This window comes from Methanolobus vulcani (genome assembly GCF_900100715.1).
GTDB classification, from domain to species: domain Archaea; phylum Halobacteriota; class Methanosarcinia; order Methanosarcinales; family Methanosarcinaceae; genus Methanolobus; species Methanolobus vulcani.
The window spans coordinates 35,319-61,651 of sequence record NZ_FNCA01000004.1 but is presented as its reverse complement, the minus strand read 5'-3'; the positions used below and the strand labels follow the sequence as shown (position 1 = coordinate 61,651).

Annotated in this window: 26 protein-coding genes; 14 read left to right on the top strand and 12 right to left on the bottom strand. The window is 39.3% G+C overall.

Features of this window, described 5'->3' with window-relative positions; all coding sequences use genetic code 11:
- Positions 1-3: 3 nt before the first annotated feature.
- On the bottom strand, positions 4-2,379 hold the full coding sequence (locus tag BLP52_RS06860; protein WP_091709745.1) for a sensor histidine kinase: 2,376 nt from the start codon (positions 2,377-2,379) through the stop codon (positions 4-6).
- Between the two features lie 221 nt (positions 2,380-2,600).
- Between BLP52_RS06860 and BLP52_RS06855 the strand changes: the two genes are divergently transcribed.
- Together BLP52_RS06855 and BLP52_RS06850 are read left to right on the top strand one after the other, a co-directional pair.
- On the top strand, positions 2,601-3,728 hold the full coding sequence (locus tag BLP52_RS06855) for an AAA family ATPase (protein ID WP_202905739.1): 1,128 nt from the start codon (positions 2,601-2,603) through the stop codon (positions 3,726-3,728).
- Between the two features lie 69 nt (positions 3,729-3,797).
- Positions 3,798-4,070, top strand: a complete 273-nt coding sequence (locus tag BLP52_RS06850) for a hypothetical protein (protein WP_091709744.1) — start codon at positions 3,798-3,800, stop codon at positions 4,068-4,070.
- A 55-nt stretch (positions 4,071-4,125) separates the two neighbouring features.
- On the opposite strand, the gene BLP52_RS06845 is transcribed toward BLP52_RS06850, so the two are convergent.
- A complete protein-coding gene (locus BLP52_RS06845; RefSeq protein WP_091709743.1) occupies positions 4,126-5,046 on the bottom strand; it encodes a ribonuclease Z in 921 nt (306 codons plus the stop codon).
- 233 nt (positions 5,047-5,279) lie between these two features.
- Between BLP52_RS06845 and BLP52_RS06840 the strand changes: the two genes are divergently transcribed.
- From BLP52_RS06840 to BLP52_RS06830, 3 genes are all read left to right on the top strand, one after another.
- Positions 5,280-5,654, top strand: a complete 375-nt coding sequence (locus BLP52_RS06840) for a 30S ribosomal protein S8e (protein ID WP_023844177.1) — start codon at positions 5,280-5,282, stop codon at positions 5,652-5,654.
- Between the two features lie 61 nt (positions 5,655-5,715).
- Entirely contained in the window at positions 5,716-6,207 is a 492-nt protein-coding gene (locus BLP52_RS06835) for an Lrp/AsnC family transcriptional regulator (protein WP_091709991.1), read from the top strand.
- 36 nt (positions 6,208-6,243) lie between these two features.
- Positions 6,244-7,419 (top strand): aminotransferase class I/II-fold pyridoxal phosphate-dependent enzyme, encoded by a 1,176-nt coding sequence (locus BLP52_RS06830; protein ID WP_091709742.1) that lies wholly within the window; start codon positions 6,244-6,246, stop codon positions 7,417-7,419.
- A 38-nt stretch (positions 7,420-7,457) separates the two neighbouring features.
- Here BLP52_RS06830 and BLP52_RS06825 read toward each other — a convergent pair whose 3' ends face one another.
- Positions 7,458-8,939, bottom strand: a complete 1,482-nt coding sequence (locus BLP52_RS06825) for a PEGA domain-containing protein (protein ID WP_091709741.1) — start codon at positions 8,937-8,939, stop codon at positions 7,458-7,460.
- Positions 8,940-9,031: 92 nt separating this feature from the next.
- On the opposite strand from BLP52_RS06825, the gene BLP52_RS06820 reads away from it, so the two are divergent.
- Positions 9,032-9,481 (top strand): YqaA family protein, encoded by a 450-nt coding sequence (locus tag BLP52_RS06820; protein WP_091709740.1) that lies wholly within the window; start codon positions 9,032-9,034, stop codon positions 9,479-9,481.
- A gap of 386 nt (positions 9,482-9,867) precedes the next feature.
- Here the strand turns inward: BLP52_RS06820 and BLP52_RS06815 are convergent, their stop codons facing one another.
- Together BLP52_RS06815 and BLP52_RS06810 are read right to left on the bottom strand one after the other, a co-directional pair.
- On the bottom strand, positions 9,868-10,575 hold the full coding sequence (locus BLP52_RS06815) for a cobalamin B12-binding domain-containing protein (RefSeq protein WP_091709990.1): 708 nt from the start codon (positions 10,573-10,575) through the stop codon (positions 9,868-9,870).
- Positions 10,576-10,716: 141 nt separating this feature from the next.
- Positions 10,717-11,760, bottom strand: coding sequence for an AI-2E family transporter (locus tag BLP52_RS06810; protein ID WP_091709739.1), 1,044 nt, complete (start codon positions 11,758-11,760; stop codon positions 10,717-10,719).
- 99 nt (positions 11,761-11,859) lie between these two features.
- Between BLP52_RS06810 and BLP52_RS06805 the strand changes: the two genes are divergently transcribed.
- Positions 11,860-12,714, top strand: a complete 855-nt coding sequence (locus BLP52_RS06805) for a YihY/virulence factor BrkB family protein (protein WP_091709738.1) — start codon at positions 11,860-11,862, stop codon at positions 12,712-12,714.
- A 151-nt stretch (positions 12,715-12,865) separates the two neighbouring features.
- Positions 12,866-13,351 carry a TspO/MBR family protein gene (locus BLP52_RS06800; protein ID WP_091709737.1) on the top strand — a complete coding sequence of 162 codons (486 nt, stop codon included), beginning with the start codon at positions 12,866-12,868 and terminating at the stop codon, positions 13,349-13,351.
- Positions 13,352-13,476: 125 nt separating this feature from the next.
- Here BLP52_RS06800 and BLP52_RS06795 read toward each other — a convergent pair whose 3' ends face one another.
- Positions 13,477-13,776 carry a carboxymuconolactone decarboxylase family protein gene (locus tag BLP52_RS06795; RefSeq protein ID WP_091709736.1) on the bottom strand — a complete coding sequence of 100 codons (300 nt, stop codon included), beginning with the start codon at positions 13,774-13,776 and terminating at the stop codon, positions 13,477-13,479.
- 124 nt (positions 13,777-13,900) lie between these two features.
- On the opposite strand from BLP52_RS06795, the gene BLP52_RS06790 reads away from it, so the two are divergent.
- The 4 genes from BLP52_RS06790 to BLP52_RS06775 all read left to right on the top strand — a co-directional run bounded on the left by BLP52_RS06790 (position 13,901) and on the right by BLP52_RS06775 (position 18,423).
- Complete coding sequence (locus BLP52_RS06790) at positions 13,901-14,512, top strand: TetR/AcrR family transcriptional regulator (protein ID WP_091709735.1); 612 nt, start codon at positions 13,901-13,903, stop codon at positions 14,510-14,512.
- Between the two features lie 3 nt (positions 14,513-14,515).
- Positions 14,516-15,502 (top strand): ATP-binding cassette domain-containing protein, encoded by a 987-nt coding sequence (locus BLP52_RS06785; RefSeq protein WP_091709734.1) that lies wholly within the window; start codon positions 14,516-14,518, stop codon positions 15,500-15,502.
- A gap of 2 nt (positions 15,503-15,504) precedes the next feature.
- The gene (locus BLP52_RS06780; protein ID WP_091709733.1) at positions 15,505-16,254 is read left to right on the top strand and encodes an ABC transporter permease; all 750 of its coding nucleotides are present in this window, start codon (positions 15,505-15,507) and stop codon (positions 16,252-16,254) included.
- 576 nt (positions 16,255-16,830) lie between these two features.
- Entirely contained in the window at positions 16,831-18,423 is a 1,593-nt protein-coding gene (locus BLP52_RS06775; protein WP_091709732.1) for a PAS domain-containing sensor histidine kinase, read from the top strand.
- Here BLP52_RS06775 and BLP52_RS06770 read toward each other — a convergent pair.
- Both BLP52_RS06770 and BLP52_RS06765 read right to left on the bottom strand, forming a co-directional pair.
- Positions 18,392-20,098 carry a sensor histidine kinase gene (locus BLP52_RS06770; RefSeq protein WP_091709731.1) on the bottom strand — a complete coding sequence of 569 codons (1,707 nt, stop codon included), beginning with the start codon at positions 20,096-20,098 and terminating at the stop codon, positions 18,392-18,394. The two genes, BLP52_RS06775 and BLP52_RS06770, sit on opposite strands and share 32 nt — an antisense overlap.
- Before the next feature lie 168 nt (positions 20,099-20,266).
- Positions 20,267-20,638 carry a helix-turn-helix domain-containing protein gene (locus tag BLP52_RS06765; protein WP_091709730.1) on the bottom strand — a complete coding sequence of 124 codons (372 nt, stop codon included), beginning with the start codon at positions 20,636-20,638 and terminating at the stop codon, positions 20,267-20,269.
- 123 nt (positions 20,639-20,761) lie between these two features.
- On the opposite strand from BLP52_RS06765, the gene BLP52_RS06760 reads away from it, so the two are divergent.
- Positions 20,762-21,460 (top strand): DUF5591 domain-containing protein, encoded by a 699-nt coding sequence (locus BLP52_RS06760; protein ID WP_091709729.1) that lies wholly within the window; start codon positions 20,762-20,764, stop codon positions 21,458-21,460.
- Between the two features lie 141 nt (positions 21,461-21,601).
- Here the strand turns inward: BLP52_RS06760 and BLP52_RS06755 are convergent, their stop codons facing one another.
- Positions 21,602-22,330: an RAD55 family ATPase gene (locus BLP52_RS06755; protein ID WP_091709728.1), complete on the bottom strand. Its 729-nt coding sequence runs from the start codon at positions 22,328-22,330 to the stop codon at positions 21,602-21,604.
- A 298-nt stretch (positions 22,331-22,628) separates the two neighbouring features.
- Here BLP52_RS06755 and hmgA point away from each other — a divergent pair, with 298 nt between their 5' ends.
- Positions 22,629-23,873, top strand: a complete 1,245-nt coding sequence (hmgA, locus tag BLP52_RS06750; protein ID WP_091709727.1) for a hydroxymethylglutaryl-CoA reductase (NADPH) — start codon at positions 22,629-22,631, stop codon at positions 23,871-23,873.
- 84 nt (positions 23,874-23,957) lie between these two features.
- Here the strand turns inward: hmgA and BLP52_RS06745 are convergent, their stop codons facing one another.
- Genes BLP52_RS06745 through BLP52_RS06735 form a run of 3 tightly spaced genes read right to left on the bottom strand, consistent with a single transcriptional unit; the run spans position 23,958 to position 26,236 of the window.
- The gene (locus BLP52_RS06745) at positions 23,958-24,740 is read right to left on the bottom strand and encodes a cohesin domain-containing protein (RefSeq protein WP_091709726.1); all 783 of its coding nucleotides are present in this window, start codon (positions 24,738-24,740) and stop codon (positions 23,958-23,960) included.
- Between the two features lie 12 nt (positions 24,741-24,752).
- A complete protein-coding gene (locus BLP52_RS06740) occupies positions 24,753-24,956 on the bottom strand; it encodes a DUF8180 domain-containing protein (RefSeq protein WP_091709725.1) in 204 nt (67 codons plus the stop codon).
- 38 nt (positions 24,957-24,994) lie between these two features.
- Entirely contained in the window at positions 24,995-26,236 is a 1,242-nt protein-coding gene (locus BLP52_RS06735) for a 3-isopropylmalate dehydratase large subunit (protein WP_091709724.1), read from the bottom strand.
- Between the last annotated feature and the right edge of the window lie 97 nt (positions 26,237-26,333).

Below are 26,333 nucleotides of genomic sequence, written 5' to 3'. Positions count from 1 at the left end.
AACCTAATGCAACATTGAATGCATCTCAGTATTTATATTCTGGATAGTTTCTGTTCCAATGTTAGTTTCTGTTCCAATGTTAGTTTCTGTTCCAATGTTAGTTTCAATGCCTATGATAGGTGATGTATCATCGCTCGTAGTCCCATGATATTTTCTGAGCTTTACCCAGAACATACTTCCATTTCCTTCCGGATTGTCCTCTACGCCCACCGAACCACCAAGCAGTTCAGCTATTTTCTTTACAATAGCAAGTCCAAGCCCGGTTCCTTTTACTCCGCTCTTGTTCACCCTTTTAAAGCGGTCAAAGACCAGTGGTTTTGCATCATCAGAGATTCCTTCACCGGAATCTGTTACAGTTACCATCCATGTGTAGTTCTGATCAATAACATCAATGTTGATCTCTGTTTTTTCAGGGCTGTATTTGATGGCATTGGATATATAATTGGCAAAAATTTCCTCTACTATAGGATTGAGCATTGCAGGATAGTTCCCATCTGCCCGTACATGAAGGATCATGTTCTTATCATGAAGCTGTTGTTCGAACTGTTCGATAACATTTCTCAGACTTGCCATAATGTCTATTCCTTTCAATTCCAGTTCTTCTGTTGCTTCAAGCTTTGCAAACTTAGCAGCTGTTTCAATCATATCTATGAGCCTGTTGGTGTTGCGCTGCACACTGCCGATTATCTTTGATTTTTTAGGATCCTCTTCCAGCTCATAGAGCACTTCTGAAAATCCTCTGATATTTCCTGCAGGATTGAGCAGATCATGGCGCATAATATCAGTGAACAGATCTTTTAGTTCATTTGAGTGTCGTAATTCTTCCTCTACTTTCTTTCTCTCATCGAGATCCATTGTAGTACCGGTAAACCTGAAAGGTTCGTTATTCTTGTCCCATTCTGTTATCTTACCTCTGGCAAGTATCCACTGCCATCTGTCTTTACTGTTCTTCATACGGAACTCTGCTTCAAAGAACGGTGTTATGTGGTTGATATGCTCATTTATGATATTCTCAACCAGTTCCTGGTCATCGGGATGAACCAGTTTTTTCCAGCTTTCTATGTTCTTTTCAATATCATTGACATCGTATCCGATCATCTCTGCCCAGCGTTCATTATACATGACCTCATCTGTCCTGAGGTTCCAGTCCCACATTCCAAGATCGGCACCTTCCATGGCAAGTTCCATTACTTGCTTTGTCTTTGCAAGTCTGCTTTCCATATCCAGACGTGCGGCAATGCCACGTACAACGGCAAGAGCATAATTATGGTGGTCATGGGTTACAAAAGTAATATTCATCTCAACTGGTATCTTTGTTCCATCCTTTTTGGTAAGTGTCTGGCCAGGTTGCAGATACCTGTCTCCTGCAAGGTCACGAAGGTCACTTTTCCAGAATGTATCTTCAAAAAGTGAACTAAGACCATTCTCTTCCATGACTGTAAGCTCTTTGATGGTGTACCCAAGTTCTTTGCACGCAGTTTCATTTGCATCAAGGATACGATTCTTTTCTATATCTATAATGAAAATGAAGTCATTTGACCTGTCAATAAGGTCTTTAAAAAGTCCGAGGTCTTTAAGGAATGATCTGTGGTTAAGGGCTGTACTCATTATCTCTGATAAAACTTTCAATGTCTGAATATTATCAAGGTCACAATCGTTTTTGCTTGATGTACTTTCAATACTGATAAATCCGATACATGATGACTCAGATTCTACCGGAACTACCATCAATGACTGGATTTCGTCTGATAAGATGATATTTCTTTCTCTGTCAGCAGCGGGCAGAAGATGTTCTTCTTTTGAGATGTGTATCATCTGTTTTTGAACGATCTTTTTCCCGAGCCATGGGAATTTGGAATAAGGTGTTGATTCAAAAACACTCTTCTTTTCGTTTTTTCCCTCATTTTTCCAGCTGTGTGATATGTATGGATCCCCATTTGTTTTGAATAAAAAAAGGTAACAATATTCTGCATTACAGAAAGAAGCTGTTTTCTTTAATATCTCATCCAGAGTTCCATCTATGTTCCCCGGTTTGATGAACATAGAGATCAATGAAGATATCATGTTCTCTATCTTTGTGTTACGGGATACAAGATATTCTAATCCTTTATGCTTCTCGTTCAACTCTTTATGCATTTTGTCCAGTTCACTTATTTTCATTTCCAGTTCAGTGTTCTTCTTCTCTATCTGCCTACTTGCATAGAAGATTATTGTGAATGTGGAAATTATCAAAGCTAAGCTGACGATCAGGGAATTCGTATCTTTTGAAATAACGAATGGCACAACTAATACGAATCCAAATATACTGATTATGAGAATCAGAACAGTGTTTACCACACTGGTGATCTTTACGTTTTTCAGTGTGCGTTCATGTATCATTAATCTATTAATATAGTATTAATTACTATATTTATTATTCGTTCATATGTTTGTTTTAAAACTTAATAGAGTCCCCTTGACCGTGTCTTTTAAATCCAGGATTGCAATATGTGATGAAATTCCGGCCTGTTAAGGGCAAAAACCCTTTTGAATCTTAAAATAGGTTTAAGGGTTAGCTTTAATAGCTTTCTTAAATCAATTAGTATTAGAAAATAAAAGAGATGATACATATAGTAAGGACTGCCCAGAAAACGACTACTAAATCCAGCAGGGAACCAAGTTCTGAACCCGGGGAAAGTACGGCTGATTTTCTCATCCTGGAGCCTGCCGGTTATCCAATGACCAGTCTTCTTGATGAATATCCTGAGATCACAGATCCGGGAGTTTTTGAACACTATGCACGTGAGCAGTGGAAAGGCTATATTGCACACAAAGGCGATTATCTCTTTGACCGCAGGATGTTTCCCGATTTCGCATACAAAGTAATTGATGTCGAACCACCTGGTTCTATTATTGGCCAGAATACGCATATAATTGTGAATGAAACGGTTATTAGCAGTACTCCTGCTGTTGAGTTTAGAAGTGAGGTCACATTTGATGATGTTATCGGACAGCAAAGCGCACGCAAGAAGTGCAAGTTAATTGAGCGTTTTCTGGAAGCACCTGAGAAGTTTGGTAAATGGGCACCAAGAAATGTACTTTTTTACGGTCCGTCCGGTACCGGAAAGACTATGCTTGCAAAGGCACTTGCAAATAAGGCTCATGTCCCAATTCTTCCTGTAAAGGCAACGGAACTCATCGGTGAATTTGTAGGTGAAGGTGCCAGGCAGATCCATCAGTTATACGATCGTGCGCAGGAAATGGCTCCATGTATCATTTTCATAGACGAGCTTGATGCCATTGCACTTGACCGCAGACACCAGGAACTGCGTGGCGATGTTGCAGAGATAGTCAATGCCCTGCTGACTGAGATGGACGGTATCGTTGAACGTGAAGGTGTTTGTACTATCGGTGCTACCAACCGCACAGATACTATTGACCCTGCCGTAAGAAGCAGGTTTGAAGAAGAGATCGAGTTCACACTGCCTGATGAGAAAGAGCGTCTTGCAATCCTTGAATCCAATGTCGAAACATTTCCATTACCTGTGAGGGATCTTGATCTTTCTGCCATTGCAAAGATGACCGAAGGACTTTCAGGAAGGGATATTGTTAGTAAGGTATTGAAGACTGCTATTCATAATGTTATTATCGAAGACAGGGAATATGTCATTCAGGATGACCTTTATGCTTCTGTAAAAAAGCTAAAGAATATTCCTACATCACCAAACACTGACAGGATGTACATTTAATGTGCATCTGATCCTAAGTGTTCGTTCTAGGATTATCTTTTTAAAACCTGAGAAATATATCGGAGAGCTATGTCTGAGGTAAATGAATCTGACCGTTTCGAATGTGTCATAGTGAATATAATTGACACTCTCATGTGGAAAGGTGTCACAGTTGAAGAAGTAGAATCTGGTGGTCGTGTGTATTTCGGCAAGGTCAAACCTGAAGGGTTTGATTATGTACCGGGTGATGTTCTGTATATAGGTATGAAACGCCTGCCATATGATCTAGAAGATATGGAAATATCAATGGAAGTCTCACTTTACGATGATAATGGCAAAAGACTTGACTGGACCTTCCTTTAAAATATATCCAGTTATCACTTTTTATCTTTTTTACCTCTATTTTCCTGCATCTCGGTTAGGTCTTGTCCCTATAGGGTACATCAAGTTCCATCAGGTCATCGGCAACAATAACATTATCGAATATCTTTTTAGCTTCTTCAAGTAACTGCGATGGATTGTCAGAATACCTGGAACTTATGTGAGTAAGTACAAGTTTCAGGACATTCGCTTCCTTTGCAAGAGCTGCTGCTTCTTCTGAGGTTGAATGCATGGATTCGATGGCCCACTCCTGCTGGTCGCTGGCAAGTGTTGAGTCATGGATAAGAAGGTCTGCATCCTTGCTGGCTTCAAGTATTGCTTTACATGGACGCGTATCCCCGGTATAGACTATTTTTCTTCCGGGTCGCATTTCTCCCACTACATCTTCAGAGTGTATGACCTTTCCATCTACTTCAACTGATTCTCCTTTGTGAAGTTTTGAGAAAAGAGGTCCGGGTGGAATTCCAAGTTCAATGGCTTTCTGCCGGTCAAATCTTCCGGGACGCATGTTCTCTACCAATGCATATCCAAGGCTTGGTATGCTGTGTTCTGTTTTGAGTGCAACGATGGAATACTCATTCCTTTTGATCACATCTCCTGGTGAAAGGTCAATTGCATCTATCTCGAACTTTAATTTGTAATATCCCAGGGAGCTGAGTATCCTTGCAAATTCATGTATCCAATGTGGTCCGTATATTTTTAGTGGTTCTGTTCTTCCGTGGAAGGACATCGTCTGAATGAGGCCGGGAATTCCAAGTATGTGGTCGGCATGAAAATGGGTTATGAATATGGATGAAAGTGCTTTCATCCCCGTTTTGGCCCGCATCATCTGTTGTTGTGCCCCTTCTCCGCAGTCAAAGAGCATAAGCTCGCCTTCACGGTTGATCATGATGGCCGATGGGTTGCGTTCAGGGGTTGGAAGGGATCCTCCTGTTCCAAGAAATGTTACGCGAAGCATACATTGATATAAGCGCTGGACTTATTTATGAATTGTCTATGAAAGACAGTGGAGAAGATGATTCTTCTTTTCATTTTTGCTTTTCTGTAAAGGGAAGTACATGTACTCCATCACTCGTAAAGTTCATATAGCATCTTATTATTAAAGGAACGTCCATAAATCATACCAGATTTAATCCGAATTACAATGTTAATTCAATTCATACTTATATAACAATCATAAGAGGATATATCATGAAATGGCAAGGTAGATCTAGAAGAACCTACACAGGTGCTAAAATCAAATCCGCTCGCAGCAAAAGAAAGTTCGAGCTTGGTCGCGAATCTGCTGACACTCACATCAATGAAACAAAGAGAAAGAATGTTTCCACAAGAGGCGGAAACAGAAAGGTAAGACTTCTCCAGTGCAACGTTGCAAACGTAACAGATGCTCAGGGTAAGACCCAGAAGACTACCATTGAAACCGTTACCGGAAATACTGCAAACGAGCACTACGTCAGGCGTAACATCCTTACAAAAGGCTCAGTTATCAAGACTCCTCTTGGTAATGCAAAGATCACAAGCCGTCCAGGTCAGGATGGTGTTGTGAACGCGGTATTGCTCGAGTAATCGGGCATTCTTTTTTCTTTTTAACTTGATTGTCTGGTGTTATGGGGTTGCTAAATAAATGATGGATAATACGACACGTCATGTTCTGGAATGTCTTGAAGAGGATGCAAGAATAAGTCATGAAAAGATTGCAACCCTTACAGGACTCACTATAGATAAAGTTGACAAGATAGTAAAAGAGCTTGAAGAAAGCGGAATTATCCGCAAGTACAAGACTGTCATTGACTGGGATCTTGCAGGTGATGAGAATGTCTATGCAATAATCGAGCTTAAGGTCAGCCTTGAAAGATCAATAGGTTACTTGCCTCTTGTTGAGCGTTTGTACAGGTTCCCTGAAGTTCGTTCAGTGAGACTTCTTTCCGGACAATACGATCTTTCACTTACGGTATCTGGCAAGACAATGAAAGAAGTTGCTTTCTTCGTTGCCGAGAAGATATCTACTCTTGAACAGGTACAGCATACAACAACTCACTTTGTCCTGAAAACCTATAAAGAGGATGGCGTTATCCTCCACGAGCAGGACCATGTTTCACGTTTACCGGTGACTCCATAATTGATAATCGGGTCACATTTACAGGATGTATAATATATGAGAAAAGCATGCACCCCTTCTAAATTTGTAGCTGATGTTATGAACAAGGTGCCTCCTTCAGGCATTCGTCGCTACTTCGATCTTGCATCAGGTCTGGAAGATGTTATTTCCCTTGGTGTAGGTGAGCCGGATTATGTGACTCCCTGGCACATAAGAGAGGCGTGCATCCACTCGCTTGAATGCGGTGAAACCTCATATACTTCTAATTACGGTCTTATTGAGCTTCGCGAGGAGCTTGCAGACTATTATGCTGCAAAGTACGGAGTCAATTACAACCCTGGCTCTGAGGTTCTTGTTACTTCCGGTGTAAGCGAAGCCCTTGATGTGGCTATTCGTGCAATTACAAATCCGGGTGATGAGATCATTGTTGTCCAGCCTTCATATGTTGCATACGTTCCTTCAGTGATGTTTGCAGGTGGTGTTCCTGTAATAGTCTCAACAAAGCTTGAGAATAATTTCAAACTGACCGCCGAGGAACTTGAAGCAGCTATTACTCCAAAGACCAAAGCAGTAATTATCAATTATCCAAATAACCCCACAGGTGCAACCATGGGCAAAGCTGACCTTGAGGCTATTGCTGATGTTGTGTGTGAGCACGATATCATGGTAATCTCTGATGAGGTCTACGATTGTCTGACCTATAATGGCGGACACACATGTTTTTCATCCCTTGAAGGAATGCGTGAGAGGACAATCCTGCTGAATGGTTTCTCAAAGGCATACGCAATGACTGGTTTCAGACTTGCATACGCCATGGCATCCCCGAAGATAATCAGTGCTATGATGCTGATTCATCAGTATTCAATGCTCTGCGCACCAATAACAGCTCAGATAGGCGCAATCGAAGCCCTCAAGAACGGCAAGCACGAAATGGAGAAAATGGTCCGTGACTATGACCGCCGTCGTCACCTTATCGTTAGCGGCCTGAACAGGATTGGACTCAAATGCTTCGAGCCAAAGGGTGCATTCTATGTTTTTCCATCTGTTGAAAGCACTGGCCTGACCTCCGAGAAGTTTGCAGAACGCCTCATGAACGAGAAGAGGGTCGTTACAATTCCTGGTACTGTGTTCGGTGAAGCCGGCACAGGTTTCCTCAGATGCTCCTACGCAACTTCCAGAGAGGAAATTGAAGAGGCTCTGGTAAGGATTGAAGCGTTTGTGAATGGACTTTGAAAGCTGAAGAGCTTTTATTTTGCTTTTTTATAGAATACTTAAGGTTTTGAATTTGTATTTTCTATATGCCTTCCGCACGCAGAACAAACGTCACCCATGCTTGCTGCATCGTTGCAATAAGGGCATGTTTCTCTTTTTGATCCTATATTAGTGCGCTGAACAACTGAATCAGTTATATTTGTCTCAATGTTATCTCCGTAATGTATGTTGTTGATTATATTCTGATTTCCTATGTTTGGTGTTTCTCTTACTCTATTTTTAAAGATTTTTCTAAGAAGAATAAATGATATGATTAATAAGAATACTATGAATCCAGCTTCCAACAATTGTGCCTTGAATTCAATTTCTTTTGTAGAAATTGTATTTTTTGTGCTGATGCTTGAGCTCTCTTCACTGACTTGTTTGACAACTTTTTCTGCAATACTCATTTTCTCCAAGGATGCCGAAACAGAAACTGTAGATCCATCTTTTACAGTCACAGTTCTTTGCAAATCTTTGTAGCCATCTTTTACTACATTTATATTATATGTGTCTGGAGATATACTTTCAAGATAGAGTGGTGTCACGCCTTTGTAGCTACCACTCAAATATACTTTTGCGCCAGAGGGTGTAGAATCAATATCAATGTTTCCATTTTGCTTGACCAATAATTTCTTGTAACTTGAAGAAGAATCTGCATTGATTATAAACGTGTCAGAAACATCCCTATAACCATTCATACTAATTGAGATGGCATGTGACCCTGGTAAAAGGCCTGTTGATGTTAGTGGGCTTGCTCCTATATACTTATCATCTATATACACCTTAGCTCCACTTGGTGTTGTGGACACACTAACACTTCCTGTTTTTAGAGAAAGAATCTTACTTATTGCGCTTTGAGAATCTGGTATTACTGTAACACTGGTGCTTACATCATTATATCCTTCTTTTTTCAGAAGCAATGTGTGTTTACCTTGTATTACATTGGAAATAGTCATTGGAGAAGTGCCTTTATATTGTCCATCAAGAAAGATGTCCGCATTTTGAGGATTGGTATTTACAGATATCTTACCATACGGATTATTTATATTGAAATACTGGTTATCCTGTAAATAATAAGGCCCAAGTGTATTAATGTTGAGCAAATCCATCTCATAATATTTGACAGTAACAATTATGTTACGATTTCCAGATGAAGCACTTTCTACAATTTCTATAGGAAAAGTGAATGTATGACTGGATTTTTTATCAATCCTAGATACACTTTGACTGGAAGGGGTTATAACAACTCCACTACTAGGTGATATCTGCACCGATACAGTAGCATCTTTCACCCAGTCACTTCCACTTACTTCTGACACAATCACTTTCAATGTAGAAGATTCTCCAGGATATAGACTAGGGGTAAAACTAATTTGTGTATCTACCACTGGTGTTCCAGCATATGCTGGAGACGCGAAAGCTAATAGAATTAATAGAATAGATATTGCCTTTAGTGGATTAATTAGAATTTTAATCTCTGAATATTTTTCAGCAATCATAATTATTTACCCAACCAATTATTGTTTTATTTTATTGCATAAGTAAATATATGAAGAATGTATTTATAACTTTTGAAAAGAGGTGAGAAAGGATGATTGATGTGACAACAATTCTGACAGATTATGGATATATCAGTTTATTCGTTACGAGTTTTCTGGCCTCAACAATTCTCCCTCTTGGTTCAGAAGGCTTGGTAGCATTAATGGTTATTGATAAATTCAACATATATTCAGTAGTCATTGTGGCCTCTGTGGCAAATTTTTTAGGTGCATGTACTTCTTATTATATAGGGTTCACAGGGAGAGGACTTGTTATAAACAAATATATGCGTATATCCGATGAGCAGATTCAGAGGGTAGAAAGAGGTTTTGAAAAATATGGAGGTATTTCCCTTTTGTTCACTTGGCTTCCAGGTATCGGGGATGCAATAGCTGTTGCAGGAGGTCTTTTGAGGTATAATTTTGCTCAATTCACTGTTTTTGTATTTATAGGAAAAGCATTTAGGTATATGCTTGTTGCATATGTTGCAAGTCAATATTGAATAGTTGATCTTCCTTTTTTAAATTTTAATTTTTGTCATCTCTCTTTTCTCCCCAAAATCCTAATCTCATAATGATGAGTCTCATTATATATTATAATGTAGAAATATTTATATATTATTTTAGGATACTAGGGTGTGCGGTCACAAATCCTCTTTGACCAGGGCTTTGCTGACCATAGGTGGTACGATGTGTTCATCGGAAAAACGCTGAAGAGAAAAACGTCTAAAAAACAGAACGCAGGCAGATTCCCTCTGCATTCCCTAACATCATCTCTCCCAAAAACGCTTTCATTTTTGCCTGCGTTCTGATTCTTCAGCTATTAAACATCAATTTTCTGCAATTTGATCACTCAAGAATAATAAACCATATACTATTATTTTGTTACTCAGTAACAAACATGCTCAGGACAATTCTTTTTGCTGATAATTAATGTTTCTTCTTTTTCAGGCCACATAATAGAATTTATTTTTCTGACTGCATCGGATGCATCTGCTCCGTATATATCAGCACCTATTTCCATTGCCCATTCGGGTGTAACAGGTGTTCCTCCAACCATTGTCTTCAATCTATCCCTGATACCTGCTTCCCTGAGACTTTTCTCAAGTGTCAGCTGGTTTGTCATCGTGATCGTCATCAGAGCAGATGTTGCTATCAAGTCAGGGTTGAATTTTATTGCCATTTCAACAAAGGTTTCCACAGGCACATCCACACCAAGATCAATGATCTCATAGCCGTCTATCTGAAGGGATGTTGCAACTATGTCCTTACCAATGGAATGTATATCGCCTTCTATGGTGCCAAGAAGCACGACACCTTTAGAATTTACCGGTGCATTCTCCTTAGATGCCGGCATCATTATTTTAGTGGCAGCTTCTACTGCTTCCGCAGCAGCGATCATATGTGGGAGGTAGATCTTTCCTTCATCAAACATATTCTTCATAAGGGCGAGTGTAGCATGAAAACCATGCTCTAAAAGATATTGAGTATCAACTCCAAGTTCCAGTGCCTCTTGTGCAATTTCGCATGCCTTTTCGTCATTAAAGTTTAAGACAGCTTCAATTGCCTGGTCAATAAGTTCTTTGGTAGGTAGCACAAGGATCACTTCAGAATACTATTTTATGTTTTTGACTTCTCTATAACATGTATAGGAAATCAGCAATTGTATTCCGTAAAGCTTGTATATAAAAATTTCCAATGGTTTGATTGTTAAAATGCAATCAGTATCTGTAAAATATCATTGATCATTATCTGTCTTACTTTCGGACAGGTACTCGTCGTTGAACATTTTTGCCATAAGGACAACGTATGATATGAGCAAAGGTCCGATAATGATTCCCAGAAGACCGAAAAGATTGAGGCCGATAATAACTCCTATGAGTGATTCCAGTGGGTGTATCCTTCCAACTTTATCCTGTATCATCGGTCTCAGGAAATTATCGACAGAACTGAGAAAAACTCCACCAATGAGTATTCCAACGGCCGTAAAATAATCCTGTTGAACTATCTGGATAATAACTGCAGGGAACCAAATTATTGTAGCTCCCACCACGGGAAGAAATGATAATATCATGGCTACAAATCCCCAGAGGAATGCTCCGGAAACTCCAAGCAATAGGAATGTAATTGTAAGCAAACCTCCCTGGACTATGGCAATAATCCCTGAGCTTATAAGTGTTGCATTGACAACATTTGTAAATTCCTGCTGTAGTATTTCTGTGTTCTCTTTGCTAAAAGGTATTGCATTTGTAAGTTTTATAGAACAAGTTGAATTTATGCCAACCAGCAGGTAATAGAGCAGAAAATACATTATAAAGAACTCTATGAGTCTCTGGCCAAGGCTTTGGACTGCATTCACAAGTAAAATACTGAAATAGTTTGCTGCTGCTGTTACTGTCTCTGCTAGTTTTGCCTGTAAATTTATCTCAATCGGCAGACTGCTTAAATGAACCTGATTTATATAGCTATTGATATTTGAAAGCTGAGCCATTAAAGTATCCGTGTCAAAAAGCACATTCTGTATCTGGATTATAATTATGGTCATCAGGAAATACAGAGGTATCAGGATGAGGACAATAGTAAGGAGTATTATTGTAAAAGCAGCCACACTTTTGTTAATCTTCTGTTTTGTGACAAGGTAGGTATACAAAGGTTTGAAGACAACGTAGAGAATAAATGCACCGAAAAACGCATTTATGTAAGGGTACAGCGCATACAAAAGGACTGCCGCAAGTATAACAAGTATCAGTAGTGCCTGAAGCATCTTACTTGTATTGTTCATTACTTTCTACATTCTTTTTTCTTATATTTAAGGCTATTATCCATGTATCTTCTTCTCTTCTGATAACTAATATATTCTATAGAATAAATATTCTAATAGATGATATCTATATTTGAAGATATACTGAAAACAACGCTGGACAGGTGGGCGAAAGAGGATGGGATCACAAATAGTGCGTCCCTTTCTTTCCATGCACTTATAGGTATTCCCTCTTTGCTCCTTTTTACGTTATTTATTGGAAGCATCTTCCTGAAACAACAATTACTGCAAGCAGCCATCTTAACAGATGTATCAGTCTTTGCAGGTGATGTTGCAATAGAAGCCTTAAATACTCTCTTTACTCAACTTTCCGTGAGCAGTCCTAGTAACTTTGGGATCGTATTCAGTTTCCTGATATATTTATGGAGTGCGGGCAATATATTTTTTCAGATAAAGAAATTGATCAACAAAATGTGGGGTCTCACTCCCTCAAATCAACACTGGCTACATCAGTTTTTCCATACAAGACTATCTGCTTTGATAGCAGCTATTGCATTTGGTACGATTGTGTCAGTGAGCACTCTGTTCGAGATGCTATTCTTCGTTATATCTGATGCTGTGCAGGAAGCATTTTCAATATCTGTTTATTCAGTACAATATGCAAGCTTTGGTATAAATTTCATTACTCTTATCATTCTTTTCATGTATCTTTTCAGAGTACTTCCAGATGCAACCATGAATATCAAATACGTGTTTATGAGCTCATTTCTTACAGTATTGTTACTGACACTGGGAAAATATGTAATAGGCTTCTACCTGTCTTATAGTAGCATAACAACGGTTTATGGGACCATTGGGTCAATACTTGCAATTCTTCTGTGGATATATATGTCCTCTATCATTGTAACTTTCATGATTGTATTTACAAGAGTGTATGCAGATTATGATTCTCATACTCTGGACCGGGCTTTGTAAGTTAATACTTTCATTATGTATGGTATGTATGATATGTGTGAATTATCGTACAAATCACACATATTCCATGGTTCTATGTATGTTTTTTATGTTGTTTGATGCTTAAGTTTAAGTGTTATTCGGTATGATATTTATGTGAGAGTGATCGAAAATGAATTTTTCAAAGATCAACTGGAAACAATTGATAATCTCAATAATCATCTGTCAGATCCCTGGTATATTTGGCGGGTTCATTACAGTAAACGCAATTCAAACGTGGTATGCATATCTTCAAAAACCCACCCTTGTTCCTCCAAACTGGAGCTTTTCCATTGTATGGACTCTTCTTTATCTGCTAATGGGAATTTCACTCTATATTGTCTGGCAAAAAGGATGGTCTATGTCAGATGTAAAAACAGCAATGTCAATTTTCATTGTCCAATTGTTCTTCAATTTCTTGTGGTCTTACCTGTTCTTTGGGCTACGCTCACCTCAACTGGGGCTTGCAGGAATAACATTACTCTGGATCTTGATCGTTGTGAATATTATCCAGTTCTACCGGATCTCACGTCCTGCGGGATTATTACTGGTACCTTACATTCTCTGGGTATCCTTCGCGGCTTATCTTAACTATTCGATAATGGTCCTGAATCCTTGAGCAAACCGCAGAGCTGTGATAATCGTTGAACTTTGCTTAGCTTGAAATGAAAAAAGTGAGGTTAAGATTTGTTAAGTAAATTATGAGGGGATTATCAAAAAACTCCTCATTTTGAAAATCTCTATCTATAATATGTCTCTCAGGGCATTAGCTGCAGTGTAAACACTTCCAATGCCGCCTATATAGTTTGCAATTCTGACTGCTTCCATTATCTCTTCTTTTGTTGCTCCTGCTGCCATTGCCTGCATTGCAAGCACTTTTACTCCGTTCTCAGCACCATGATCAGCATCAAGTGCCAGTGCAATAAGGAACTTGTATTTGAGTGGTATGCTACCCTCAGACAGTGCATTCTCCTGGCTTGCTTCGATTATGTTGAAAAGCTCATTATCTTTATCCTGAATTATCTTCAATGGGTGTTCATTCATTTTGTTCACTCCGGTTACATAGTCTTAAACAGGTCTTTTATTTACTTTCTGGTGTTCACAAAGCTTAAATATGACCACGGTCATTTATGACTCTGGTCATTTTTATTTTCATAAATGAGGTTACATGTCTCTTAGAGAACAAAAGAAAAAAGAAACCCGTAACAGGATCTTTGAAATATCACTCCGCCTGTTCAAGGAAAAAGGATTCGAGGGAACGACGGTTGATGAGATCACAAAGGAGGCCGGCATTGCAAAAGGTACTTTCTTCAATTATTTCCCCACAAAAGAGTCACTTCTCTCATATTTCAGAGAACAGAGGGAAGAATTCATTATCAGTATCATGCAGGATCAGATGTCCCGTGAAATTCCTGTAAGGGAAAAGATCGAGAATTTCCTGGTTCATGTGGCAGAGTACTACGAAAAGGACAGGTATCTTCTAAGGTTGCTGTTCTTTGAGCAGAGAAGACTCTTGATGTCTTCAGGCCATAGGCCGTCGCAAGGGGATCACAGGAAAAAGAAACAGGAACTCTTTATTGGCATGCTTGCTGATCTTAGCAGCGAAGGCATGCAAAAAGGTGAGATAAGGTCTGACATAGATCCAAAGCTGATAGCACAAACACTTCATGCGGTCTACTTCCATTCCCTTATGTCATGGCTGCATTCGGAGATCGACTATTCATTTTCAAAGGACATGTCAGCAAAGATCGATATCATATTCGAAGGTATTGGTGTATGAAAAATGTATGCAATTGAAGTTGAGAATCTGGTACGGAAATTCGGTGATTTCACCGCCGTAGATAACCTTTCTTTTAGTATCAAAAAAGGTGAAGTATTTGGTCTCCTTGGTCCCAACGGAGCCGGGAAGACTACAACAATGTCCATGCTTTCAACAATGCTTCCTCCAAGTTCTGGGAAAGCTTCAGTAAATGGTTTTGACATCTTGAAGGATCAGGACAATGTCAGGAAATCCATAGGGATAGTATTTCAGGATCAAAGCTTGGATGAGGAGCTTACAGCTTACGAGAACATGGATTTCCATGGAAGACTTTACCGTATTCCTAAAAGTACTAGACAAAAAAAGATAACTGAGCTTCTGAAACTTGTGGAGCTTTACGATAAGAAGGACAACCTTGTGAAAACATACTCCGGTGGTATGCGTCGTCGTCTTGAGATCGCACGTGGCCTTATGCACGAACCACAGGTCCTTTTCCTGGATGAGCCGACACTTGGCCTTGATCCGCAAACAAGGAACCACCTATGGGATTACATTGATAAACTGAACAAGGAAAAAGGTATCTCAATAATCCTGACAACCCATTACATGGATGAAGCTGACAAGCTTTGTCATAGGATAGCTATAATCGACAAAGGTAAGATCATCGCCCTTGATACTTCTGAGAATCTCAAGAATGATATTGGAGGGGATGTGATCACTATAATTTCTCCTGAAAGGGATGATCTTTATTCAGCAATAAGATCAATGCCCGATATCAAAAACATTGAACTCCACGATTCCTCTATAACTATAGGAATACAGAATGCTGAAAAACATGTTGCTCACATAGTCAATATTGCATCTGCAAATAATATTGAGATAAAATCTCTTTCCATTAATAAACCAACACTTGAAGATGTTTTCCTGCACTTTACAGGCAGAACCATCAGAGAAGAAGAAGCCAATTCTAAAGATAAGATGCGAATGATACGAAAGGCAGGGAGGAGATAAAAATGGATATCGTTTACACTATATGGTTAAGGAGCGTAAAGCGTTACATCCGTTCAAAAAGCAGGCTCATAGGTAGTCTTGGAATGCCATTGTTCCTATTTTTAGTGCTTGGTTTCGGGCTTAATTCTGTTGTTGTAATGCCTGGTATGGAACAGGGTTACATTGGATTTATCATGCCTGGTATCATTTCAATGAGCGTTCTTTTCACATCCGTCTTTGCAGGCATACAGATAATATGGGACAAACAGTTCGGTTTCCTGAAAGAGACTTTGGTGGCACCTGTGTCAAGGTTTGAAATAATGCTTGGCCAGACTGTAGGAGGAGCTACAACAGCCGTTATTCAGGGGCTTATCATTCTTGGACTCTCGCTTTTCATGGGACTGGAGATCAATAATATTCCGGGATTTTTCGTGGCGATAATCTTCATGACACTTATTGGGCTGGCATTCACAGCATTTGGAATCGCCATTGCTTCAAGAATGGAGGATATGCACGGGTTCCAGCTTATTATGAACTTTGTGATATTCCCGATATTTGGTTTGTCAGGCGCTCTTTTTCCAATAGACAGCCTGCCGGAATGGATAAGGTCACTGACATTGCTGGACCCTCTCACATACGGTGTAGAAGGTATAAGGTATGGCCTTCTTGGGACATCTCAGATCAATCCTGCTGTAAGTTTTGGAGTCCTTTCAGGGTTCACTATACTTATGGTGATAGTAGGTTCCTATCTGTTCAGGAAGATTAGCATCTGATTTGAATTGAGGTTGTTCGGATTAATTGAGCGTTGTAAACCAGAGGTTGTTATACAATTAATATAATTATAAGTGATGATTAATTGTAATCTTTCATCTCTTTTTTTATTGTTCAAGTAATGTTTAGCAAATTCATTTCTTTCAAGTCTTTTTCAGGTTAACAATCATCATAAAATAGCAATGTTTTTATAAAATAATTTCGTAAACACCTGTAAAAAATAATAGGACGTATGTGCTGATTTTATATTCAACACATTTGCTGTAGCATAAATAATATTGTTGTTTAAAGAGTGCATTGCACATAATGCCAGTATATTTTTATACTCTCATTATTATATCTTATATGCCAATAACTATCTATTGCAGGCTATAGACGTTATTAATCTCTGCTGATTGGTCGGAAAAAAAGGATGAAAAATGTTGTTGCTTAGATCTTAGGACGAAATATCTTCACATTTTTAGCATTATATAGAACTGCCTGGTATAATGTCTTTCCTGAAAAGCCGAACATAATTGGTAGAACATATGAAAGATGACTCTTTATTCATCTGGAATAAGTCTGAACAGGGATAAATTATGAATCTAGAAAATGTTTATGTTCCTGAGGATAGTAACCCCGGAAAATCCAGTGAGAATTCTGATGTTCTGGATATCAAAAAGGTAAATAATGCTGTTTTTGAGTACGCACCTAATTTAATGCTGGTCATAGGTGACGATTATCGTATTGAAAAGATTAACAAGACAGGTGCTGAGCTTATAGGTCGTGATCCGTCATCTGTATTGGGTATGCTGGGCGGGGATATTTTCTCATGTGTGAACTCTGCTCGTGGAAACGGATGTGGTTACACTCCTGAATGCTCTAAGTGCTCTATTCGTAATATTGTGATCGATACTTTCAGTACAGGTTCAGATCATCATCATATTGAAGGTAATATGGATATCCTTCTAGCCGATGGAACTATTGTCCGCAGGGAATTTTTTGTTTCCACTGCGTATGTTCCTCTTGACACGGGAAGTAAGGTCATTCTTTATCTTGATGATATAAGTGAACGTAAAAAAGCAGAGAAAACCCTTAAAGAGATAGAGGAGCGCTTTAAGATACTTTATGAGAATATGCCAGGCGGCACTCTTATCATCGGAAAGGATTACATTATTGAAGAAGTTAACCAGCGTACCTGTGAGATTACAGGCTACAAAAGAGAGGAATTAATAGGGCAACTATGTGACATTGTCTGCCCAAAAGGTTCATTATCTAAAAAATGTCCTATATGGGTGGATGGTCTTGAAGGTTTTCAGGGAATGGATACTGCTATAAAATGTAAGAATGGTACTAAGACTCCCATTCTTAAAAACTCAAAAAGGATATTCATTGAAGGAAATCAGTTCATCCTTGAGAATTTCCAGGATATTTCTGAAAACAAAGCTGCTGAAGAGGCTATTATCAATTCCAAGATCATGGCTGAGGAGGCTAACAGGACAAAGAGTGAATTCCTTGCAACCATGAGCCATGAGCTGCGAACGCCTTTGAATGCTGTTATCGGTTATTCTGATCTTTTGCTTGAAGAATCATACGGTAATCTCAATGACCAACAGAAAAAGTCTCTTGGTCATATATCCCACAGTGGGAAACACCTTTTAAAACTTATTAATGATATTCTTGACATTTCAAAGATTGAATCAGGAAAAATGGAATTGCATTATGAGGAATTCCTGGTGGAAAATATATTTGGCAATGTCCTTAACATAGTTTCGCCATTTGCAAGAAAGAAAGATATTGAACTTGATACTTCCATTGATCCGGAAACATTATACCTGACAGCCGATAAAGTTCGTTTTAAGCAGATACTCTTCAATCTTGCAAGCAATGCTGTAAAGTTTACTCCTGATGGTGGCCATGTAACATTGAAGGCGTGCCTGGATGGTGACATGGCTGAATTCTCAGTGTTAGATAATGGCATTGGCATTTCATCGGATGATCTGGAGAAACTTTTCATGCCTTTCCAGCAGATAGATTCCACAATATCAAGAAAATATGATGGTACAGGTCTTGGACTCTCACTTGTAAAAAGGTTTGTTGAAATGCACGGCGGAGATGTTTCTGTAGAAAGTGAGCTAGGTAAAGGTAGTGTATTTTCTTTCAGATTACCGTTGGATGTAGTAACGCATTAGTTCGTTTTATTATCTCATTCTGTGCAGGAATTACCAGATGGAAAGTGCTGCCCTTTTTGGGTTCACTTTCAAGCCAGATACTCCCTTTATGTATTTCTACAAGTTTCTTCACAAGGGCAAGACCAAGTCCGCTTCCTCCATATCTGCGGGTAGGGGAGCCATCAAGCTGGACAAAAGTATCAAAGAGTTTAGTTTTGTCATCTTCAGATATCCCGATTCCGTTATCTTTTACATCAATAAATAGTGTGTTTCCATGATCATGCCTTATATATACCCATATTTTTCCCTGTTCAGGTGTGAATTTGATGGCATTTGTGATCAAATGATGGAATATTATCTTTAGTTTGGATTTATCGGCATAGATGGTCCTTATGTCAGGATCAAGTGTAAAATCAAGTTTTATGTTCTTTTTAATTGCTATTGATCTTGCAACTTTCTGGATGTCATAGACCATATCCGGCAGGGAGAAATCACTGATCTCAAGTTCCATCTTACCGTCTTCGATTTCTGCAATGTATATCAGGGAATTTATCATGTCAAGAAGTCTTGAACCTCCTGATTTGATGATCCCTGCAAATTTTGCCTGTTGCTCGTCCATTAATTCATTTTCTTCAAGCAAGAGGTCTGAGTATCCTAAAATAAGACTTAGTGGAGTTCTGAGTTCATGACTCACGTTTGACAGAAACTCACTTTTTGTACGTGAGGCATTCTCTGCAAGCATCTTGGCAGATATCAATGCGTCTTCAGCCTGCTTTTCAATGGTTTTATCCTGTAAAGTCTCAATAGCACCTATTATGTCCCCTTCTATATCCTTCAGGGGGGCAGCGGTGAAATACAACCATTTGTTCAAAAGAGGGAAGAAATCTTCAGCTTCGTACCCTCCCTCAATGAATGAGTTCTTAAGGGTTTTTTCCTCATAAAAATCCCTGATACTTTCAATGTTGTTGTCGATGATCATATCAGCCATGACCTTTCTTTTCTTTGGATAGAATGCCAGCCATGGATCTTTAGTACCGATCATTCTTTTGGCGGATATAGCAGTCGCCTTTTCACATGCCTTATTCCAATAGATGACTTTATGTTCCTTGTTTACGATGAACATTGGCACAGGGAAACTGTTCACTATCTGGGTAAGCTCATTACTCTTGTTCTTCAATTCCTGCTCTATTCTCTTGCGTTCAGTGATATCAACAGCATTTCCAAAAACTTGAGAAATGCCTTTATTTTTTAATACAGAACAGGTGCAATAGAACCACAGTTTCGTTCCATCCGCTCTTTTGGCCCTGAATTCGGCATTTATTTTTAAAAAGTTATTTCTGATGCCGTCTATTATCCTTTCATATATGTTGTCAACATCGTCAGGGTGAATGTATGAAAGAAATGTATTCCAGTTGTTATCAATTGTGCCGGTTTCAAGTCCAAGAATGTCGTCGGCAACCGGGGATAAGTACACGTTTGTAAATTCGCCTTTATCAACATCTGCTTTCCAGATGATGCTTGATATTGATGAAACGACCTGCCTGTAATTCTCCTCACTTTCAATGAGCTCATTATTGATACTCTCATTAATGGTGTCACATGAGGATTCATGTTTATCAAAAGTGCCCTCATACTTATTTCTAAGTTCTTGCAGTTCTCGAATTAACTGCTCTTTGCTTTTATCTGCATCTCTCATGATTCCACACCGCAAGAGAATATTTATTCTAAGTTTGTGTTTTGCACGTAATCCATTCTTAATGTGTAACAGTTACATATGTCTTAATATTATATAATTATTAACACTAAAAATAAAATAAAAATATAAGAAGGCCTTGTAATTGTGATTTTAAATGTCTTGGCAGAATCAGGAAAGCAGTTCCTTATCGAAATTCTCAATAAGGTCATTCATTTTCTTGTACCACTGGTCTATGTTTTTGCGAATCATCTCTTTTACCACAACAGGTTCGATTCCTACGTATTCATAGTAATATCCACCGATGGATATAGACTTCGTTTCTCTGTAAACAAGACCAGCTGAGATCAGGTTTTGTAATGAACGATATGCTGTACTGCGCTCACGACCCAAAAGTTCCCCGAGTTTCTCTGCGGTCATGGGGCCGTTTTCCAGAAGGGCTTTGTAGGTACTGATGTCAAGCTCTTTCAGACCGAGAACACATTTAGCCATATCTTCGCATTTACATTCCGCTCTCAGCATTTCAGGTATAGAACTTGCCATGTTTTTCCTCATAAATTTGTAATTATTATTCTAAACACTGTGTCGGTACTATTGTACAGTTTGCACAAAACCGAATAGTGATTGCGTCAATTATATATATAGTTTGCCAGATTTTCTTTCTGCTTGACAATAATACCTGAAGATGAACGTTCCAGTCTCCCGCTGGATACTGATGAAATTATATATCACCCAGATATGATACGTGCAAATGAGTGGATACTGACTGAGTATGAACCACCGGCAAGGGAATTCTGCATATTTGTTCCCTGTGCAAAAAAGAAACCCTATCATGAAAGTCCTTCTCACAAGATTTTCGATAAAGCGATATTCGGGATGCTTGAACCTGAGATGGTACATGTTGTAGTTTTTGGGACATGCGGCATAACTCCGCGTGAACTTGATACTGAGTATCCTTTCATGGATTACCAGTTCATGCTTGGTAAATGTAATGTTGCCAAAATAAAAAGGGATTTTATCAAGATGGAAAGCCAGAGACTGGCAGAATATCTTGAGAAGACTCGTGATAACTATAAGCATCGGATTGCTTATTGTATAGGCGATTTCAGAAAGGCAATGGAACTTGCAGTTGATATGTCCGGTGTTGAAGTAACTATTGTTCCTAAAGAGGAAACCATTAACTCTCATGTTCAGCCAGGCAAGAAATTCATTTACGGCAGTCTTAACCAGACAAGCTATCTTCAGGATTTCTCAGATGCAATCTCAACATCTATGGGAAAAGAATTATCGCGGGATTGTTCCGAATCAAAAAGCTCAGAAGAAGAAAATACTCGTATCAACGATAATGACTGGTATATCATTTGATTAATTACATTTTTGTTTCAATTTTACAATAAAATACTCTTTCTAAGACTACAAAATTGTATTGGAATATTAGAAAAATGAAATAATTGAGTTAAGAACAATGAAAAACAGATAAAAAAGTGGCAGAAATGCAAATGCCACTTATTCAAGATAAGGTGACTGGGCAAGAACTGCCATACCGCTGTCTGAGATACTGAGAACGCGGACTTCGTTAATAGTTCCTGATCCTCTCATTTTCATGACATAGATAGAGCGTTGAAGATTGTTTCCAGCTATTATGCGTCCAAGCTTTATAACAGAATCTGCACCGTATTCTACCATTTCATCAAGTCCGAACATTGATCCTACTGTTATTACAGAAGTAACGTTGTGTTTGCGGAATACGCTGAACACATCATCGATAAGTGTTCTGAGTTTATAGTTTGATTCAATTGCCAGGAACAGTGCTTCAACGGAGTCTATGAAAATGCGTGTTGGCTGTATATCCTCTATCTTGCTCTCAACAAGTTTCTTAAAGCTCTTAATAAGCTCAGATGGGGCAATTTCCACACTCTTCTGAAGGCGAAGACTTGGGTCTGTTATGTCTACAAATGTCAAAAGACCCTGTTCAACATATTCTTCAAGGTTCCATCCAAAAGATGTCTTCATTTCTTTTACAATAGACTTTGATTCTTCAGAGGTGATGATGCACATAACTTTTTCACCATTCTTTGCTCCCTCTACAATGAACTGTGTCCCAAATATCGTTTTACCTGTACCAGAATCACCTGATACGACATTTGCAGTTCCTTTAAAGAATCCTCCGCGCAACATTTCATCCAGTCCGGAAATACCGGAACTCACTCTTTCTGATGGATCGGCATCTGTCATATTACCACTCTTTATATCTCTCTGATCAATTTCTAATAGTCATATCCCAAACAATTTCTGTAATGATTAAGTCTTCTTAACGATAGGACTTATTGATTATCATCCGTACATTTTAGAATATTGTTTATTATGTTATCCTAATATAAAAAATCACGTATTTATTTTATTTCCTGAAGACTTGACTCTTCATCAGAGGTCGAAAAGTACAGGGCGTGAACTATTTGTATTATTGATACCAAGTTCCCATTTATAAAAAACGTTATGGGATGCTGTTTGTTTAATTCACTGGAGTTTATATATGACATCAAGAATGGATTTGAACAGGGAAAAAAGAGAGTTGCTTGAAGGAGTAATTTCCGGCGAGATCTCTTATCATAAACTTGACAGCCTTACTGACAAGGAAACGGCTGTCATGATCAGAAGATATTCTCTTGAGGAATTATCTGGATTTAATTTTGATCATATACAAAATTTCTCGATTGATGTTGAGAATGCAACTAAGAAAAATGTAGAGAACATGATAGGTGTTATCCAGGTGCCTCTTGGCGTGGCAGGTCCGCTGAAAGTGAACGGGGAATTTGCCAATGATGAGTTCCGCTTGCCTCTTGCAACAACAGAAGGTGCACTTATTGCCAGTGTCAACAGGGGATGTTCTGCCATTACCATGTCTGGTGGTGCAAATGTCAGGGTATTCCAGGATGTAATGACCCGTGCCCCGGTGTTCAGGCTGGAGAATGTTATCAGGGCAAAGGAATTTGCAGACTGGCTGCAGGATCCTGATGTCTTGGTCCGAATGAAGGCCAAGGCATCAGAAACAACCCGCTTTGGTGAGTTGGTGGATGTAAAGCCATTTGTTACCGGTAATTCAGTATATGCCCGTTTTTCCTATGACACAAAAGATGCCATGGGCATGAATATGGTAACCATCGCCACAGATGCAGTTCTCAGTCTGATAAAAGATGAGTTCGGTGCAATTCCAATCTCACTTTCTGGAAATATGTGTATTGACAAGAAGCCTGCGGCAATAAATAACATTCTTGGAAGAGGAAAGACCGTTGTTGCTGATGTGACAATTCCTGCAGAACTTGTTGAGAAACGTCTGAAATGCAAACCTGAGACAATGGTGGAGGTAAATTACCGCAAGAACCTTCTTGGTTCTGCACGCGCAGGTTCCCTTGGGTATAATGCCCATGCTGCAAACATCATAGCTGCAATGTATATTGCATGTGGTCAGGATCCGGCTCACGTAGTAGAAGGTAGTAGTGCCATAACAACCATGGAAATGACAAAATATGGTGACATCTACTGCTCTGTAACGCTACCTGCAATGGCTATAGGTACTGTTGGCGGTGGCACAAATCTTGGAACTCAGCACGAATGCCTGAGGCTCCTCGGTGTAAATGGTTCAGGCACCCCTCCAGGTTCTAACGCAAAAAAGCTTGCAGAGATAATTGCTTCTGCTGTGCTGGCAGGTGAGATCTCACTTGTAGGTGCGCAGGCCGCAGGCCATCTTGCAAAAGCCCATGCTGAACTTGGAAGATAAATTCAGAGCTTTTACTTTTAAATGCATTAAAGTTAAAAAAGATAAAAGGGACTTATTTCCCTTTCTTTACTTATTTTTGTGAACTTATTTTCTTTTTCTGTCAAGAACATATGCCAGAGCCAAAAATGTTACGGCTGCAACTGCAAGTATGCTGATATTGGAAGTACCGCTTTCAGCTTCAGGTGCAGGCACCGATTTTTTTGTATCTGTACTGTCTGTGGTATCCTGTACACTTTGAAGTGTGGTTTCCTCTTCAGCAGCAGGAGTACTTTCTTCATTGGCTGATGAATTTGCATTTACATCCTGTTTGACAACAATCTTCAAATCAGTACCATCACCGTTGTCTTTGTTCGTAGTATCAGTTTCATCGCTGATGCTTACCATTGAATCATAGGTGACTGCATTCAGCTCATCACCTTTGTCATCTCCAACGACTATATTCTCAATTCTGATTTGAGAGGTTCCAGTTTCTTCGGAAGCTTTCATTACTATACTACAGAATGTGCCTTCGTCTGATGTGCCATCTCCCATAATAAGAGTACCATAGATCTGAGTTGCAGTTCCCCCGTCGTTATCTATGGTTCCGGGGTTGAACATTACAGGAGAACCTGTACTTGAGAAAAAATCTCCTTCTTCAATACTCTCGATATTTAAAAGTGAACTATCAAATTCCAGGTTAAACTGGAGACCTGCAACTTGAGTGTCAGGCCTGACATATACGTCTAGAGTGAATTGTTCTCCAGGGGCTACAGTTTCAACTGATGGCAATATGCTGACACTGGTCGCGGCACTTGCAACTCCGCAGAGGCATAAAATACATATCACCATTATAATGCCTGTAGCGAAATTGAGAAATTTACCTGTCATTAACAATCCTGCTTATTCAAGCTTCCGTCTGGCATTTTCAAGCAAAACAGAACATTCATCCATTTTCTTAGCAGCACTTCTGACATCTTCAGCTATATCTGCATATCCTGCAGCTTCGATTTTCTCAGCCCATTCGTTGAAACTTTTACTATGGCTGTCATTATGTTCTATCCAGTGTCCCATCAGGTGCTCAAGTTTTGCCTTATCAAGTTCCATTTTACTAACTCCTCTCCTATCTATGCGTTAATAAGATATCAGATTTCGCGCGGGTCAGTAATCTCGCCGGTAAGGGCAGATGCTGCAGCTGTTGCAGGGGATGCCAGGTAAATGAACCCTCCGGTACCCATTCTTCCTTTGAAGTTCCTGTTAGCTGTAGAAATACAGGTCTCGCCTTTTCCAATAACGCCCATATGTCCTCCAAGACATGGTCCACATCCAGGTGAGCCAATCACCGCTCCTGCTTCCAGTAGAGTCTCAACTATGCCCTTTCTGACAGCTTCTATCAGCACATTGCGGGATGCAGGTACAATAAGTGTGCGTATAGCAACCTTTTCTCCTTTAAGGATGGATGCGGCGACCTCAAGGTCTTCCAGCCTTCCGTTTGTACAGGTGCCTATAAATGCCTGGTCAAGTTTTGTCGGCTTGATGTCAGATATGTCATGAACATTATCAACCTGATGTGGAGATGCGACCTGTGGCTCAAGTTCATTTACATCAAAGGAGTATTCATTTGAATATGTGGCATCTGCGTCCGCATAAACAGGTTCATATTCTTCCACTGCGATACCATCAAGGAAATCAAATGTTGTTTTGTCAGGCGGCACTATTCCTGCCTTGCCTCCCATTTCAATAGCCATGTTACTAAGGGTCATACGGCCCGACATGGACATGGAATCAATTGCTGTTCCATAGAATTCAGCAGCTTTGTAAGTTGCACCTGCAACACCAAGTGTGCCTATTATCTTGAGTATGAGGTCTTTTGCATAGATCCTGTCATTAAAACTGCCATCTGCTGTTATTTTAATACTTTCCGGAACCTTGAACCACAGTTTTCCTGATGCGAATATCTCTGACATATCTGTGGCACCTACGCCAGTTCCAAAGGCTCCGAATGCACCATAGGTACATGAATGTGAATCCGCGCCCACCACAAGTTTTCCAGGGAGGGCAAATCCATTCTCAGGAAGTAATTGGTGGCATATTCCTTCTCCGACATCATAGAAATTACTGATCTTCTGTTCTTTTATCCATTCGCGTATCTCATGGTGAAGTGCGGCTGTTACATCTGTGTTTGCAGGTGTCAGGTGATCAAAAGGGATAATTATCTTATCCGGGTTCCACACTTTTTCTTCTTCCATCTCCTTGAATGACTTAACTGCAAGGACACTTGTGCCGTCATGTGCCATGGCATAATCCACATCTGCGATCACAAAGTCGTTTGCTTTCGCATTCTTACCGGATGCGCGGCTAAAGATTTTCTCACTTATAGTGCTCAAAAGATTAACTCCATTATACAATTGCAAATTAGTGTAATAATGATGATACACTACCTTATTAACTTAAAATCTTCGATAGAAGTAAATTACTAATTGA

Bases quoted from the DNA above. Each gene is read 5' to 3' on its own strand.
- BLP52_RS06860 (WP_091709745.1), bottom strand. From the start codon at position 2,379: ATGATACATGAACGCACACTGAAAAACGTAAAGATCACCAGTGTGGTA.
- BLP52_RS06855 (WP_202905739.1), top strand. From the start codon at position 2,601: ATGATACATATAGTAAGGACTGCCCAGAAAACGACTACTAAATCCAGC.
- BLP52_RS06850 (WP_091709744.1), top strand. From the start codon at position 3,798: ATGTCTGAGGTAAATGAATCTGACCGTTTCGAATGTGTCATAGTGAAT.
- BLP52_RS06845 (WP_091709743.1), bottom strand. From the start codon at position 5,046: ATGCTTCGCGTAACATTTCTTGGAACAGGAGGATCCCTTCCAACCCCT.
- BLP52_RS06840 (WP_023844177.1), top strand. From the start codon at position 5,280: ATGAAATGGCAAGGTAGATCTAGAAGAACCTACACAGGTGCTAAAATC.
- BLP52_RS06835 (WP_091709991.1), top strand. From the start codon at position 5,716: ATGGATAATACGACACGTCATGTTCTGGAATGTCTTGAAGAGGATGCA.
- BLP52_RS06830 (WP_091709742.1), top strand. From the start codon at position 6,244: ATGAGAAAAGCATGCACCCCTTCTAAATTTGTAGCTGATGTTATGAAC.
- BLP52_RS06825 (WP_091709741.1), bottom strand. From the start codon at position 8,939: ATGATTGCTGAAAAATATTCAGAGATTAAAATTCTAATTAATCCACTA.
- BLP52_RS06820 (WP_091709740.1), top strand. From the start codon at position 9,032: ATGATTGATGTGACAACAATTCTGACAGATTATGGATATATCAGTTTA.
- BLP52_RS06810 (WP_091709739.1), bottom strand. From the start codon at position 11,760: ATGAACAATACAAGTAAGATGCTTCAGGCACTACTGATACTTGTTATA.
- BLP52_RS06805 (WP_091709738.1), top strand. From the start codon at position 11,860: ATGATATCTATATTTGAAGATATACTGAAAACAACGCTGGACAGGTGG.
- BLP52_RS06800 (WP_091709737.1), top strand. From the start codon at position 12,866: ATGAATTTTTCAAAGATCAACTGGAAACAATTGATAATCTCAATAATC.
- BLP52_RS06795 (WP_091709736.1), bottom strand. From the start codon at position 13,776: ATGAATGAACACCCATTGAAGATAATTCAGGATAAAGATAATGAGCTT.
- BLP52_RS06790 (WP_091709735.1), top strand. From the start codon at position 13,901: ATGTCTCTTAGAGAACAAAAGAAAAAAGAAACCCGTAACAGGATCTTT.
- BLP52_RS06785 (WP_091709734.1), top strand. From the start codon at position 14,516: ATGTATGCAATTGAAGTTGAGAATCTGGTACGGAAATTCGGTGATTTC.
- BLP52_RS06780 (WP_091709733.1), top strand. From the start codon at position 15,505: ATGGATATCGTTTACACTATATGGTTAAGGAGCGTAAAGCGTTACATC.
- BLP52_RS06775 (WP_091709732.1), top strand. From the start codon at position 16,831: ATGAATCTAGAAAATGTTTATGTTCCTGAGGATAGTAACCCCGGAAAA.
- BLP52_RS06770 (WP_091709731.1), bottom strand. From the start codon at position 20,098: ATGAGAGATGCAGATAAAAGCAAAGAGCAGTTAATTCGAGAACTGCAA.
- BLP52_RS06765 (WP_091709730.1), bottom strand. From the start codon at position 20,638: ATGGCAAGTTCTATACCTGAAATGCTGAGAGCGGAATGTAAATGCGAA.
- BLP52_RS06755 (WP_091709728.1), bottom strand. From the start codon at position 22,330: ATGACAGATGCCGATCCATCAGAAAGAGTGAGTTCCGGTATTTCCGGA.
- hmgA (WP_091709727.1), top strand. From the start codon at position 22,629: ATGACATCAAGAATGGATTTGAACAGGGAAAAAAGAGAGTTGCTTGAA.
- BLP52_RS06745 (WP_091709726.1), bottom strand. From the start codon at position 24,740: ATGACAGGTAAATTTCTCAATTTCGCTACAGGCATTATAATGGTGATA.
- BLP52_RS06740 (WP_091709725.1), bottom strand. From the start codon at position 24,956: ATGGAACTTGATAAGGCAAAACTTGAGCACCTGATGGGACACTGGATA.